The 13360-nt window shown below is 70.9% G+C and carries 14 protein-coding genes; 12 read left to right on the top strand and 2 right to left on the bottom strand.

What is annotated here, in order from left to right:
* The first annotated feature begins 76 nt into the window (after positions 1–76).
* The gene (locus tag I6J71_RS39630) at positions 77–652 is read left to right on the top strand and encodes an RNA polymerase sigma factor (protein ID WP_239154175.1); all 576 of its coding nucleotides are present in this window, start codon (positions 77–79) and stop codon (positions 650–652) included.
* On the top strand, positions 649–1812 hold the full coding sequence (locus I6J71_RS39625; RefSeq protein WP_204091544.1) for a hypothetical protein: 1164 nt from the start codon (positions 649–651) through the stop codon (positions 1810–1812). The genes I6J71_RS39630 and I6J71_RS39625 overlap by 4 nt, the downstream gene beginning before the upstream one ends.
* On the opposite strand, the gene I6J71_RS39620 is transcribed toward I6J71_RS39625, so the two are convergent.
* Together I6J71_RS39620 and I6J71_RS39615 are read right to left on the bottom strand one after the other, a co-directional pair.
* Positions 1787–2395, bottom strand: coding sequence for a TetR/AcrR family transcriptional regulator (locus I6J71_RS39620; RefSeq protein ID WP_204091543.1), 609 nt, complete (start codon positions 2393–2395; stop codon positions 1787–1789). The genes I6J71_RS39625 and I6J71_RS39620 overlap by 26 nt on opposite strands.
* A 42-nt stretch (positions 2396–2437) precedes the next feature.
* On the bottom strand, positions 2438–2683 hold the full coding sequence (locus I6J71_RS39615; RefSeq protein WP_204091542.1) for a hypothetical protein: 246 nt from the start codon (positions 2681–2683) through the stop codon (positions 2438–2440).
* 174 nt (positions 2684–2857) lie between these two features.
* Between I6J71_RS39615 and I6J71_RS39610 the strand changes: the two genes are divergently transcribed.
* The 10 genes from I6J71_RS39610 to I6J71_RS39565 all read left to right on the top strand — a co-directional run bounded on the left by I6J71_RS39610 (position 2858) and on the right by I6J71_RS39565 (position 13242).
* Complete coding sequence (locus I6J71_RS39610) at positions 2858–3484, top strand: TetR/AcrR family transcriptional regulator (RefSeq protein ID WP_239154174.1); 627 nt, start codon at positions 2858–2860, stop codon at positions 3482–3484.
* A 91-nt stretch (positions 3485–3575) separates the two neighbouring features.
* Positions 3576–3977, top strand: a complete 402-nt coding sequence (locus tag I6J71_RS39605) for a MerR family transcriptional regulator (RefSeq protein ID WP_204091541.1) — start codon at positions 3576–3578, stop codon at positions 3975–3977.
* Complete coding sequence (locus I6J71_RS39600; RefSeq protein WP_204091540.1) at positions 3974–4954, top strand: aldo/keto reductase; 981 nt, start codon at positions 3974–3976, stop codon at positions 4952–4954. The genes I6J71_RS39605 and I6J71_RS39600 overlap by 4 nt, the downstream gene beginning before the upstream one ends.
* Before the next feature lie 11 nt (positions 4955–4965).
* A complete protein-coding gene (locus I6J71_RS39595) occupies positions 4966–5967 on the top strand; it encodes an aldo/keto reductase (protein WP_204091539.1) in 1002 nt (333 codons plus the stop codon).
* Positions 5968–6121: 154 nt separating this feature from the next.
* Entirely contained in the window at positions 6122–7678 is a 1557-nt protein-coding gene (locus I6J71_RS39590; protein WP_204091538.1) for an NAD(P)-binding domain-containing protein, read from the top strand.
* 2 nt (positions 7679–7680) lie between these two features.
* Positions 7681–8706: an alpha-hydroxy acid oxidase gene (locus I6J71_RS39585; RefSeq protein ID WP_204091537.1), complete on the top strand. Its 1026-nt coding sequence runs from the start codon at positions 7681–7683 to the stop codon at positions 8704–8706.
* Entirely contained in the window at positions 8703–10055 is a 1353-nt protein-coding gene (locus tag I6J71_RS39580; protein WP_239154173.1) for a cytochrome P450, read from the top strand. The genes I6J71_RS39585 and I6J71_RS39580 overlap by 4 nt, the downstream gene beginning before the upstream one ends.
* Positions 10055–11335, top strand: a complete 1281-nt coding sequence (locus I6J71_RS39575) for a cation:proton antiporter (protein ID WP_204091536.1) — start codon at positions 10055–10057, stop codon at positions 11333–11335. Before I6J71_RS39580 ends, I6J71_RS39575 begins: the two co-directional genes overlap by 1 nt.
* Before the next feature lie 87 nt (positions 11336–11422).
* Positions 11423–12070 carry a response regulator transcription factor gene (locus I6J71_RS39570; protein WP_204091535.1) on the top strand — a complete coding sequence of 216 codons (648 nt, stop codon included), beginning with the start codon at positions 11423–11425 and terminating at the stop codon, positions 12068–12070.
* Positions 12067–13242 (top strand): cell wall metabolism sensor histidine kinase WalK, encoded by a 1176-nt coding sequence (locus tag I6J71_RS39565; RefSeq protein WP_204091534.1) that lies wholly within the window; start codon positions 12067–12069, stop codon positions 13240–13242. Before I6J71_RS39570 ends, I6J71_RS39565 begins: the two co-directional genes overlap by 4 nt.
* The last annotated feature ends 118 nt before the right edge of the window (positions 13243–13360 follow it).

Here is a 13360-nt window from a genome sequence, read left to right as displayed (position 1 = left end):
CTGGTTTTTCGCCAGAGCAGCGGAAATTTCGGCAACCCGGTCACAACACTTCCCCTCCGGCCGGACACTTCCCGGTGTGACCATCCAGGGGGTGTCCGTGGACGCGGATCTCTTCGTCCGCTCGGCGGGCGGGGACGAGCGGGCCTTCGGCGAGCTGTTCGAGCGCCACGTGCAGGCGGTGTGGAACCACGCGTACCGGCTGACGGGGTCGTGGGCGGCCGCCGAGGACCTGGCGTCGAACACGTTCCTGATCGCGTGGCGCAAACGCGCGGAGGTGAAGTTGGTCAGGGACAGCGCGTTGCCGTGGCTGTACACCGTGGCGGGGAACCTCGCGCGGACGGAGCACCGGGGTGCGCGCCGGCGGCTGCGGCTGCTGACCCGGATCCCCGGGGCCGCGCCCGTTCCCGATCACGCGGAGGCCGTCGCCGAGCAAGTGGACGGACAGGCGCGGCTGAGGGCAGTACTGGAGGCCGTGCGCGGGTTGCCGAGAGCGCAGCGGCAGGTCGTGGAGCTGTGCCTGCTCGGTGACCTGCTTGTCGCCGACGCGGCCGCGCTGCTGGAAGTCGCGGAGGTCACCGTCCGCTCGCACCTGTCGCGGGCGCGGGCGCACCTGCGCGCCCTTCTCGACGAGAAGCCACTGGAGGACCAGTGATCGACAACCTCCCGCCGAGGCGCGAGCTGCCGCCCGAGGTGCGTGACCGCATCCGCGTGCGCGTTGCCGAAGGAACCCGCGCCGACGCGAAGAGCAGGAAATCCGGGTGGGCGGTCGCGGCGACGGTCGTCGCGCTGGCCGGCGGGGTCGTGGCCGTGACGCAGGTGGTGCCCGGACCGGTGCAAGCGCCGGCCGGCTCGGCGAACCGGAACCTCGACCGTTGCTGGGCCGCCGCTCAGCAGGAGCACGTCACCGGGTTGCCCGACCGCACGCGGTGGGTCGTCGCCTCGGTCCACGCCCAGGGCGACGACGTCGTGGTCGCGTTCACCGCCGACGACAAGCCGGCGTTCTGCGAAGTCACCCCCAGCACGGTGACGATGTCGGATCCGGCCGCGGTGCCCGCGCGCCCGCCGGGCCAGGCCGCGGGCGTGCTGCTGACGACCGCGAGCGGGCTGGTCGCCGGTGTGACCGATCCGGCGTGGCAGCAGGTGGAACTGTCCGAACCGGACGGTCTGGGGGTGGTCGTGACCGGGGCCGACCACCGCACCGGCCAGTTCGCCGCCTTCACCGGCACCGACGGCACGGGTCTCTGGATCGGCCGCGCGAAACCCGGCCAGGAGACGCGCCTCTACCCGCGGGCGGCGCTGCCGCCGGCGCCGCCTCCGCTGTTCACCGTGGTCGACCGCGCGGCCGACCGCTCGTCGAAGGCGGGCCGGGCGCTCGGCGACTGCCTGGGCCGGGTCCCCGACGCACCCGCCGACCAAGCCGCGTACGAGCCGGGCGCCCTGCTCGAAGACGGCGAGAACTCCGTGGCCCTCGGCCGTGCGCCAGGGCACCTGCTCGCCTGCACGAAGGAGGCCGGCACCTACAAGCTGGTGCGGGACGCCTTCATCGGTCAGTCGATCCCCGTGCGGCGGCTTTCGGTGCCCGCCGTCGGGGGCAAGGTGCCGTTCGTCGGGCTCGTGCCCTCGTCCGCGGCGAAGATGATCTCGAACTTCGGCAAATCCCGTCCGGTCGACGTCCCGGTGGTCGCGGGCACCTTCGCGCGCTGGCTTCAGCCCGGTGACGAGGTCGACGACCCCGCTGACGGCACGGTCTGGGTGGACGTCGACACCGGGGAGGGGGTTTCCCTGTTCAACGGTTACGTGCCGCTGAAGTGAGCCACCCGGATGCGTTGGCGCGCAACGCCTGCTCGTACGCACCGCTCACGCTGAACTCCGGCGGGAGGTTCCCCGACAGCTCGAGGGAGACGAGCCCGTGCACGAGCCCCCACGAGCTGACGACGATCACCGCGGGTTCGACGTCGGCGAACTGACCCGAGGAGATCCCTTCGCGGATGACCTCTTCGAGCGGTTCGAGCGTGGTGCGGGCGATGCGGTCGGCTTCGGCGTTGGGTTCGAAGCCGGGCACGGATCTCGTGAACATGATCGCGTACAGGTGCGGATCGGCCTGGGCGCTTTCGCGGTAGGCGACGCCGAGACGGACGAGGTCCGCCACGGCGTCACCGGTGCGCTCCACGGCCCGAAGCCGCTCGCCGAAGCGCCGGAAGCCCTCCACGTACAGCGCGTTGACCAGGTCCGGCTTGCTGCCGAACAGGGAGTACACGGCCGTGGTGGACGTGCCGACGTCGGTCGCGAGTTTGCGCAGGGACAGGGCCTTCGGGCCGTCGGCGGAGATCAGCTCGCCGGCCCGGTCCAGCAGCTTCAGCCGGAGGGCTTCGTCGTGCGTTCGGGGACGGGGCATGCGCTCAGCGTAACGCAACGGTGTTACGTATCGCGACCCTGCTCAGCAGTGGACCTGCCGCGCGTGGGCCGGGTCGAGCGCGTCGAGCGTGAGTCCGTAGACGGTTTTCGAGTAGCTCAGGCTGCCGTGGCCGGTGAAGTCGAACGGGCACGTGTCCTGCACCCACAGGTTGTTCACGCCATGCTCGTCGATGAACGCGGCCGAACCGGCCGGCGTCACCACCCATTCGATGCGGGTTTCGATCACCGGGTACGCGACGCCGGGCTGCGCGATCGGCCCGTCGTTCACGGCCCGCACCACCGAAGACCCGGCGACCTGGTCCGCGCACGCCGCGCACGCGGCTCCCCACCAGCGCTTCGCCGCGGGGAACGCCTTGGCCAGGTCGGCGAGGCCGTCGAGGGGTTCGGCAGCGACAACGCGATTTCGCGGCGCACGGGCGAATAGGGCGAATAGGGTGATGCCGTGACCCAGCCCGGACCGCGGGGCCGCTACGGCGGCCGCAGCGCCGCCGACCGTCGAGCCGAGCGGCGCGAGCGCCTGATGACGGCGGGGCTGGAGCTGTTCGGCACAGCCGGGTACGCGGCCTCGACCGTCGGGCAGATCTGCCGGGCGGCGAACCTGTCCACCCGGCAGTACTACGAGGAGTTCGCCGGACGGGAGGCGCTGCTGATCGCCGTCTACGACCAGGTGAACGCCGAAGCACAGGCCGCCGTGGCCGAGGCGGTGAAAAACTCGGCCGGGCAACCGCTCGCGGAACGGATCAAGGCCGCGCTCACGGCGTACGCGCTCAGCACGGCGACGGACCTGCGTCGCGCGAAGGTCGCGTACGTGGAGATCGTCGGGGTCAACGCGGGTGTCGAGGAGCACCGCATGGCCACGCGTGCGCGGTGGGCCGGGTTGATCCGCGAGCTCATGCGGGCCGGCGCCGCGGCAGGCGAGGTGCCCGACCGCGACTACCGGCTGGCCGCGAGCGCGTACCTCGGCGCGGTCAACGGCCTTCTGCAGGACTGGTGTGCCACCCCGGACCGGGCGCCGCTCGCCGACGCCGTCGAGGAGCTGGCTCGGATCTCCGCTGCGCTGACCGGATGAGGCCCACTGGCTGACCAGTGCGATTCGGGCTCGTCACCCGGGCCGGTCGGGATTTGACCTGGAGCGCACTCCAGGTCGTACTGTCGACCGCATGAGCTACTCGATAGCGGAAGCCGCACGACGTAGCGGCCTGTCGATCGACACCCTTCGGTACTACGAGCGGATCAAGCTGCTCGAACCGCCGGCCCGTGACGCGGCGGGACGGCGCGCGTACTCCGACGACGACCTCACCTGGCTCGGGTTCCTCACCAAGCTGCGGCTCACCGGCATGCCCATCAAGAGCATGCGGGAGTACGCCGCCCTGCGCCGCCACGGCGTCGCGAGCGCCGGGCGCCGCAAGGCGATCCTCGTCGAGCAGCGGCAGTCGGTGGCCGACCGGATCACCGAGTTGCAGGCCTGCCTCGACGTGCTCGACTACAAGATCGACAACTACGACCAGGTGGAGCGCAAGCTGCACGGCCACGCGCCCGCCATGGAGGAGATCTCCGCGTGATCGGTACGAGGAAACTCGGTGAACTGGCAGTCGGTGCCCAGGGGCTCGGCTGCATGGGGATGAGCCAGGCCTACGGGGTGCGCGACGACGACAACGAGTCCGTCGCGACCATCCACCGGGCGCTGGAGCTGGGGGTGACCCTGCTCGACACGGCCAACGTGTACGGATCGGGGGAGAACGAGAAGCTGGTCGGCCGCGCGATCGCCGACCGCCGCGACCAGGTCGTGCTGGCCACGAAGTTCGGCATCGTGTGGACTGATGAGGGCATGGGCGCGCGCGGCGACGCGGCGTACGTGAAGCAGTGCTGCGACGAGTCGCTGCACCGGCTCGGCGTGGACCACATCGACCTCTACTACCAGCACCGCGTGGACCCGAACGTCCCCGTCGAGGAGACGTGGGGCGCGCTGGCCGAGCTCGTGCAGGCCGGGAAGATCCGGTACGCCGGGATTTCGGAGGCGAGCGCCGAGACCATCCGCCGCGCCCACGCCGTGCACCCGGTGACGGCGCTGCAGAGCGAGTGGTCGCTGTGGACGCGCGGCATCGAGGACGAGGTTCTCGGCACCTGCCGGGAGCTCGGCATCGGCCTGGTGCCGTTCTCGCCGCTCGGCCGTGGCCTGCTCACGGGCTCGGTGACGTCGGTGAAGGACCTGCCCGAGGACGACCTGCGCCGCGGGATGCCGCGGTTCGAGGAGGGGAACTTCGAGCGCAACCTGGCGATCGTCGACGCGCTGCGAGCGCTCGCCGAAACGAAGGGCGTGACCGCCGGGCAGCTGGCCCTCGCGTGGGTGCAGGCCAAGGGCGCGGACGTCGTGCCGATCCCGGGGACGAAGCGGCGCAAGTACCTCGAGGAGAACCTCGCGGCCGCGCAGCTCGAACTGTCCGAAGAGGACATCGCCGCGATCGAAGCGGCCTCGCCGAAGGACGCTGTCGCTGGGGCGCGCTACCCCGAGCGGCTCGCCCGCGCGGCCGGCAAGTGACGGGGGAGCTCATGAGCGGATCGACGCTGCCCGTCCGCCGGCTCGGTGCGCTCGAGGTCAGCGCGCAAGGGCTCGGCTGCATGGGCATGAGCGAGTTCTACGGCGAGGGTGACGACAGCGAGTCGATCGCCACCATCCACCGCGCTCTGGACCTCGGCGTGACGTTGCTGGACACCGCCGACATGTACGGCTTCGGTGCCAACGAGGAGCTCGTCGGCCGCGCGATCGCGGACCGGCGTGACCAGGTCGTGCTGGCGACGAAGTTCGGGTTCGTGCGTGACAAGGACGATCCGGCCAAGCGGGGCGTTCGCGGCGACGCGGCGTATGTGCGCGAAGCCGTGGAGAACTCGCTGCGGCGGCTCGGGATCGACCACATCGACCTCTACTACCAGCACCGCGTGGACCCGGACGTGCCGATCGAGGAGACGGTGGGGGCCATGGCCGAGCTGGTGCGCGACGGCAAGGTACGCCACCTCGGCCTCTCGGAAGCCGGCGCGGAGACGATCCGCCGCGCGCACGCCGTGCACCCGATCAGCGCCGTGCAGACGGAGTGGTCGCTGTGGTCGCGCGACATCGAGGACGCCGTGGTGCCGGCGTGCCGTGAGCTCGGCATCGGGCTCGTGCCGTACTCGCCGCTGGGCCGCGGGTTCCTCACCGGCCGCTTCAAGTCCGAGACCGACCTGCGCGCCGACGACTTCCGCCGGCAGACCCAGCCCCGCTTCGCGGACGGCAACTTCGAAAAGAACGCCGCGATGGTCGAGTCCCTGCGGGCGCTCGCCGAGGCCAAGGGCGTGACGACGGGGCAGCTCGCGCTGGCCTGGGTCCAGGCGCGCGGCGACGACGTCGTCCCGATCCCCGGGACGAAGCGGCGCACGTACCTCGAAGAGAACGTCGGTGCCGTCGCGGTCGAACTGTCCGAAGAGGACCTCGCGGCCATCGAGACCGCGGTGCCGCTGGACGGCGTCGCCGGTGCCCGGTACTCGGATGCGGCGATGAAACTGGTCTCGCGCTGACGCGTGCGACCGACGGCCCCTCGCGGCTCTGCCGCGGGGGGCCGTCGCCGGGTCACCCCCCGATTTCACTGATCGGGACGCTCTGAAGCTTTTCTGAGATCTCCGGATCAGGCTGTCGGCCGTCGGACGAAGACGATCGAGCCTGGAGGCCGGTGTGGTTGACGACGTTCTGGACTATCTGGTGGTCGGTGCGGGGCCCGCGGGCCTGCAGCTCGGCCGGCAGCTCGAACAGGCGGGTCACCGCTACCTCGTACTGGAAGCCGGCAGCGTGCCGGCCACGTTCTTCACACGGTTCCCGCGCCACCGCACGCTGATCTCGGTCAACAAGAAGCACACGGGCTGGACCGACCCGGAGCTGAACCTGCGCGTCGACTGGAACTCCCTGCTCGACGACGGCCCCGATCCCGTGTTGTTCACCGACTACAGCGCGGAGCTGTTCCCGCCCGCTGACGCGTTCCTGCGCTACACCGCCGACTACGCGGCGAAGCACGGTGTCGCCATCCGCTACGGCACCCGGGTGACGCGGATCAGCCGTGATCCGAAAAGCGCTCTCTTCACCGCCACGGACAGCCACGGGAACACCTTCACCACGCGGCGGCTCGTGATGGCGACGGGCGTGAGCAAGCCGTACATCCCCGACGTTCCCGGCATGGAGCTGGTCGAGCAGTACGCCGACTTCGACACCGACCCGGCGCGGTTCACCAACAAGCGCGTGCTCGTGCTGGGCAAGGGCAACTCGGCGTTCGAGACGGCCGACAGTGTCAACGCGTACGCCGCTGTGCTGCACGTCGCGGGCCCGCGGCCGGTGAAGCTGGCCTGGCGCACGCACTTCGTCGGTCACCTGCGCGCGTACAACGCGGGTGTGCTCGACATGTACCAGCTCAAGCTGCAGCACGCGATCCTCGACGGCGACGTGCGCGAGATCCGCAAGGACGAAGACGGCTACCACGTGAAGTTCGCCTTCGCCCGCGCCGACGAAATCGTGAAGGAACTGCGCTACGACTACGTGGTCGCCGCCACCGGTTTCCGCTTCGACGCGTCACTGTTCGACGAGGACTGCCGGCCGGAGCTCACGATCAACGGCCGCTTCCCGGCGCAGACGTCGTCGTGGGAGTCGGTGAACGTGCCCGATCTCTACTTCGCCGGCACCATCACGCAGGCACGCGACTTCAAGAAGGCCACCAGCGCGTTCATCCACGGCTTCCGCTACGGCGTGCGCGCCCTGTCGAAGGTGCTCGACGAGCGCTACCACGACCGTGAGTGGCCGCAGACCGTGCTGAAGGCCGAGACCGCCGACCTCGTCGACGCCGTGCTCCGGCGGATCAACCGGACGTCCGGGCTGTTCCAGCAGTTCGGGTTCCTCGCCGACGTGCTGACCGTCGACGGTGACCAGGCGCGCTACCTCGAAGAGGTGCCGGTGGACCGCTTCGCCGACACCCCGCTCAGCGAGGCCGAGCACGCGTTCCTGATCACCCTCGACTACGGGCCGGACCACGACAAGGTCGACCCCTTCGACTTCACGGTGAAGCGCGCGAGCCAGGACGTCGCCAACGACAGCGGCGAGGGCCACTACCTGCACCCGATCGTCCGGCACTACCGGCGCGGTGAGCTCGTCGCCACGCACCACGTGACGGAGAACCTCGAGAACGAGTGGAACCGGCCCGTGCACGTGGAGGCGCTCACGGAGTTCGTCAGCCGGCAGCTGGCCTGACCGTGCGCACGATCGCGGAGCTGGCGGCCGCGGCGCGCGACAAGCTCGACCCGGCGCACTACGACTTCTACGCGGGTGCGGCCGGTGACGAGCTGACGCTGCGGGCCAACGAAGAAGCCTTCTCGCGAAGGGTGCTCGTGCCGCGGGTCCTGCGGGGCGCGGGAAAACGCGACCTCGCGACGGAACTGGTGGGCTCGCCGTTGTCGATGCCGGTCCTGGTGTCGCCGACGGCGTTTCACCGGCTCGCGCACGACGAGGGCGAGCGCGCGACGGCCCGGGCGGTCGCGAAGGCGGGCACGGTGCTGGTGGTGAGCATGGCCGCGACCACGGCCGTGGAGGCCATCGCCGACACCGGGGCCACGCTCTGGTTCCAGCTGTACCTGCAGCCGGACCTGGAGTTCACGGAGTCGGTGGTGCGCCGGGCCGAGCGCGCGGGCGTCCGGGCGTTCGTGGTGACCGTGGACTCGCCGGTGTTCGGCCGGCGCGAGCGCGACCACCGCAACGGCTTCCACGACCTGCCGCCGGGGCTGGTCGTGGAGAACCTGCGCGACGGCTCCGGGGAAGTGCGGGACATCGAGATGTCGGCCGAGCTGTCATGGGAGCACGTCGCGTGGCTCAAGCGCACGACGGCGCTCCCGGTGCTGCTCAAGGGCGTGCTGCACCCGGCGGACGCGCGGCTCGCAGTGGCGGCCGGCGTCGACGGGCTGCTGGTGTCGAACCACGGCGGCCGCCAGCTCGACGCCGCCGTGTCCACTGTGGACGCCCTCCCCGCGGTGGCCGAGGCCGTGGCGGGCGCGATCCCGCTCGTGCTCGACGGCGGCGTGCGGCGGGGCACCGACGTGGTGAAGGCGCTCGCGCTGGGCGCCACCGCCGTCGGCGTCGGGCGGCCCGTGCTGTGGGGCCTCGCGGCGGCCGGTGAGAAAGGAGTGACGGAAGTGCTGGAACGCCTGCGGGAGGAGCTGGACACCGCGCTGGCGCTGTGCGGCGCCGCCGCGCCGGGCGAGCTGACCGCGGACCTCGTCCGATGAGGCGCCTGCTGCCGGCCGCGCTGGCCGCCGCGCTCGTCGGGTCCCTGCCGAAGTGGCTGCCCGGCCGGGTGGTCGCGCTGCGGGTGACGATCTTCGCGATGGTCAACGGCGACGAAGGCCTGCCGGTGCCGGTCGAGGACTTCCGCCGCCTCTACGCCGACCCGGCGGCGATGGGGCGCAGCAAGGGCGCGGCGCTGTCGGACCTGTTCTGGTACTGGCTCGCGCCCGGCCCCGAAGTGCACCAGGAGCACCTCGAAGCCGGCCCGCGCTACGACGAGGTCGCCAAGACCACGCGGCACATCCTCGTGAAACCGCGCGCGGAGTCGGAAGAGCTGACCCGGCGCGTCGCGGCGCACGTGCTCGACGAGCTGGAGGTCGGGGAGGGCCGGTTGATCCGGCTGCGCGACGAGATGATGCCGATCTGGGCCGAGCTGTACTACGAGCTCGTGTTCGGCGAACCGTGCCCGCCCGAGGCGCGCGACCTCATCGTCGGCCACGCCGACGACGTCGTCTCGGCGCTGAAGTGCGTGCGGCCGCGGAACATGCGCCGCCGCGCGAAGCTCACCCAGTACCTGCGGCGGCGCCTCGCCGACGTGCCGCACGCGTTGCCGTCAAGGCTTTCGCCCCAGGAGCAGGTGTTCTACCTGCAAGGCACGTTCTTCAACACGGCCGTGGTGCAGATGTCCGAGGCGATGGCCCACCTGCTGATGATCATCGCGCAGCACCCGGACGTGCAGCGGCGGCTCGTCGAGAACCCGTACGACGACGCGTACCTGGACCGCGTGATCGACGAAGGGTTGCGCACGTACCCGCTGTTCGGCATCGCGCACCGCATCACGACCGCCGACATCGAGCTCGACGACAAGAAGATCGACGCCGGCACCGTGCTGCTGTTCAGCTATCCCGATTTCCACCACGCCGGGTTCGAGCGGCCCGAGGAGTTCGACCCGTCGCGCTGGGAGCCGCCCACGGGGTGCCCAGTCCACGCAGCGCCCCTGAAGAAGGACGTGAACTTCCTGCCGTTCGGCGTCACACAGAACCGCGCGTGCCCGGCCCGCGGGCTCGCGCCGATCACGATGCGGGTGGTGACGCGGGAGTTCCTGCGCCGCTTCGCGGTGTCGTCGTCGGCTGCGCACACCCGCTCGATCCCCAACCGCGGCCCCGTTTTCCTCACCCCGCGCGGTTCGACTCGGTCGACACGCGGCACCCTCGCGTACCTCGCCGTGCGCGACCGGTGGGAGGACGTGTGGCGGAGCCTGGCCCAGCTCGTGTTCGGCACGTACATGGTGCTCGACGCGCGGCGGAAACGCTTGTGCGTCGCATACTTCGCGAATCACGGAGGCGAATGATGTCCGCGACGGAAGCCGCACCGGCGTTCTTCCTGGCTGTGGTGGTGATCCTGGCGGTGGTCCGGCTGGTGACCGCGCTCGCGGTCAAGCTCGGCCAGCCGCCGGTGGTGGGGGAGATGGTGGCGGGTGTGCTGCTCGGGCCGTCGCTGCTCGGGCTGCTGCTGCCGGACGCGCAGGAGTGGCTGTTCCCCGACGACGTGCGGAAACTGCTGTACCTGGGCGGCCAGATCGGGCTCGTGATCTACATGTTCGGCGCCGGGTACGAGTTCCGCGTCGCGACGGTCAAGAGCTCCGTGAAGACGGTGACCGCCGTTTCCTCCGCGGGCACGGTGGTGCCGCTCGCGCTGGGTGTCGGGGTCAGCGTGCTCGGCGCCGGCTGGGTCGACATCCTCAAGCCAGGGGTGTCGCCGGTGGTGTCGGCGGCGTTCGTCGGGGTGGCGATCGCGATCACAGCGTTCCCGATGCTCACGCGGATCATCACCGAACGCGGCATCGCCTCGACGCGGTTCGGATCGCTCGCGCTCGCGTGCGGGGCGCTCGACGACGTGCTGGCGTGGATCCTGCTCGCCGTGGTGCTCGGCCTGCACGCCGGCTCGGCGGGACCGGTCGCCACCGCCGTCGGCGGCGGACTGCTGTTCGCGCTGCTCGTGTGGCTCGTCGTGCGGCGGGTGCTGGTGAAGACGATGGAGAGCCCGCGGGTGACGGTGGACCAGCGCCTGCTCGTGACGGCGATGATCCCCTTCGCGGCGGCGTGGTTCACCGACACCATCGGGCTCTACGCGGTGTTCGGCGCGTTCGTGATCGGGATCGCGTTCCCGCGCGGCGAGGCGGCGGACCAGGTGCTCGCGAAGATCATGCCGCTCGGGCAGGTCGTGTTCCTGCCGCTGTTCTTCACCTACTCCGGTCTGAACACGCGGTTCGCGCTGCTCGCCGATCCGAACCTGCTGCTGTTCGCGGTCGTGTGCGTGGTGGTGGCAGTGGTCGGCAAGCTGGGTGCGTCGTGGGGCGCGGCGCGGCTGGTGGGGGAGTCGCAGCCGATCGCGCTGCGCGTCGGGGTGCTCGTGAACGCTCGGGGGCTGATGCAGCTGATCGCGTTGAACGTGGGGCTGGCGGCGGGGATCGTGTCGCCGGCGTTGTTCACGGTGCTGGTGCTCGTCGCGTTGGTCACCACGATCATGACCTCGCCCGTGCTCGGCTGGCTCGACCGGCGCGACCGGCGGAAGTACTCCGGCGAACAGCTGCCGGAGTTCCTCCTTTCGGCGCAGCCGGCCGGAAAATGATCGATTACCTACGAAAGTTGAGGGCTCAATCGCGCTGCTGACTGCGAGTATGGACACGTGCACGATGAGGCAGGAACCGCAGCCCGGGTGCTCCTGGTGGAGGACGATCGTGAGCTGGCCGGAATGCTCGCCGAGCTGTTCACCGAATCCGGCTACCACGTCGAGCTTGCCCACGACGGCCAGCGCGGCCTGCACCTCGGCCTCACCGGGCGCTTCGACGTGATCGTCCTCGACCGCCGCCTGCCGGTGATGGACGGGCTGGCGGTGCTGGCCGGATTGCGGCGCCGCGCCGTGACCGCGCGCGTGCTGGTGCTCTCGGCGCTGGGTGAGCTGGCCGACCGCGTCCACGGCCTCGACGCGGGTGCTGACGACTACCTGGTGAAACCGTTCGAGACCGACGAACTGCTGGCCCGGCTGCGCGCGTTGTGCCGCCGGGACTGGGAAGGCGCCGAGTGCCTCCCGCTGGGGACGGCCGCGCTCGACCTGCAGCGCCGCGAAGTCGTACTCGCGCGCGGCGAACGCGTGACGCTGTCCGGCCGCGAGTTCGAGCTCCTGCGCACGCTCGCGCAGCGGCCGAAGGCCATCCACCCGCGCGCTTCCCTGCGCACCCACGTGTTCTCCGACTCGACCGGTGAATCCATTGTGGACACCTACGTCTACTACCTGAGACGCAAACTCGGCCGCGACGTCGTGAAGACCGTCCACGGCCTCGGCTACCAGATCGGAGCCATGTGACGGCGGTCGTCGACCCGGACGCGCTCGCCCTCCGGCGCGCGCGGCGGACGATCGCGAGCCAGATCGCCGTGGTGATCACGCTGGTCGTGCTCGCCGCCGGGGTGATCGCATACTTCGTGCTGGTGCACGGCCAGCGCGTGGAGATCTCGCGGCAGATCGACCACACGCTGGCGCAGGGGCTGTCGGCCACACCGCCGGGGTGCGTTTTCCTGGTGACGCCCACGGGCCACGTGCCCGCCGCGTTGCCGTTCGTGCCACCGCCCGCCGGTGCGGTGGGGACCACCGAGCTTTCGCTGGGCGGTTCGACCTACACCGTCCGCACGGTCAGCCGGAACGGGCAGCTGTGGCAGGTCTTCGTGGACGAGCACTACTTGATCGCCGACCGTCAGCAGCTCGTCGTCGGGCTGGTCGTGGCCGAACTGGTGGTGCTGGTGGTGTCAGTGGCGAGCGGTTTCGTGCTGGCGGGTCGCGCGATCCGTCCCCTGGGCGAGGCCCTGCGCCGGCAACGGACCTTCGTGGCCGACGCGTCGCACGAACTCCGGGCACCGCTGACCCGGCTGCACACGCGGGCGCAACTGCTGGCCCGGCGCGCGCGTTCGTCGCCGGTGCCGTCCGCTGAGCTGGATCAGCTGGCGTTCGGCACTCGCGAACTGGGCGAGGTCGTCGAGGATCTCTTGCTGGCCACCCAGGCTTGCAACGAACGGCCGTCCCTGGAGCCGGTCCGGCTGGGGTTGCTCGCGGAGCAGGCCGTCGAGGCGGAGTCGGTGCGAGCGGGCGACCGGCGGGTCCGGATCTCGGTGTCGCGCTCACCCGACCTCGCCGATGTGGTGCCCGGTGTCCCCGCCGCGCTTCGCCGCGTCCTCTCCGCGTTGCTGGACAACGCCCTCGGCCACACCCCACCCGGCGGCTCGATCGAGGTGACCCTCGCCAACCCGGACGACCGCCACGTCGAACTCCGCGTCGCCGACACCGGCACGGGCTTCCCGCAGAAAGACGCCGAGCGCCTGTTCGAACGCTTCTCCCACGGCTCCTCCGGCGAAGGCCGCCGCTTCGGCCTGGGGCTCGCCCTGGTCCACGAAGTCGTCACCGGCCACGGCGGCACCATCGCGGCCGCCGGCGTGCCCGGCGCGGGGGCGACTTTCACGTTGCGGTTCACCCGAGCGCAGCCGTAGGCGTAGACACCGCGACTTCCCCGGACAGGACGGGCCTGGCGCCTGCACCGGACGACGCGCGCGAACGCGGCGAGCCGAGATAACACGGACATAACACCTTGCTGTGGCGCGTAACCGA

This window comes from Amycolatopsis sp. FDAARGOS 1241 (genome assembly GCF_016889705.1).
In the GTDB taxonomy this organism is placed as follows: domain Bacteria; phylum Actinomycetota; class Actinomycetes; order Mycobacteriales; family Pseudonocardiaceae; genus Amycolatopsis.
This window is presented reverse-complemented; position numbering and strand designations above follow the sequence as displayed.

Coding starts and splice junctions, on each gene's coding strand:
- I6J71_RS39575 (WP_204091536.1), top strand. CDS start 10,055: ATGTCCGCGACGGAAGCCGCACCGGCGTTCTTCCTGGCTGTGGTGGTG.
- I6J71_RS39605 (WP_204091541.1), top strand. CDS start 3,576: ATGAGCTACTCGATAGCGGAAGCCGCACGACGTAGCGGCCTGTCGATC.
- I6J71_RS39620 (WP_204091543.1), bottom strand. CDS start 2,395: ATGCCCCGTCCCCGAACGCACGACGAAGCCCTCCGGCTGAAGCTGCTG.
- I6J71_RS39580 (WP_239154173.1), top strand. CDS start 8,703: ATGAGGCGCCTGCTGCCGGCCGCGCTGGCCGCCGCGCTCGTCGGGTCC.
- I6J71_RS39595 (WP_204091539.1), top strand. CDS start 4,966: ATGAGCGGATCGACGCTGCCCGTCCGCCGGCTCGGTGCGCTCGAGGTC.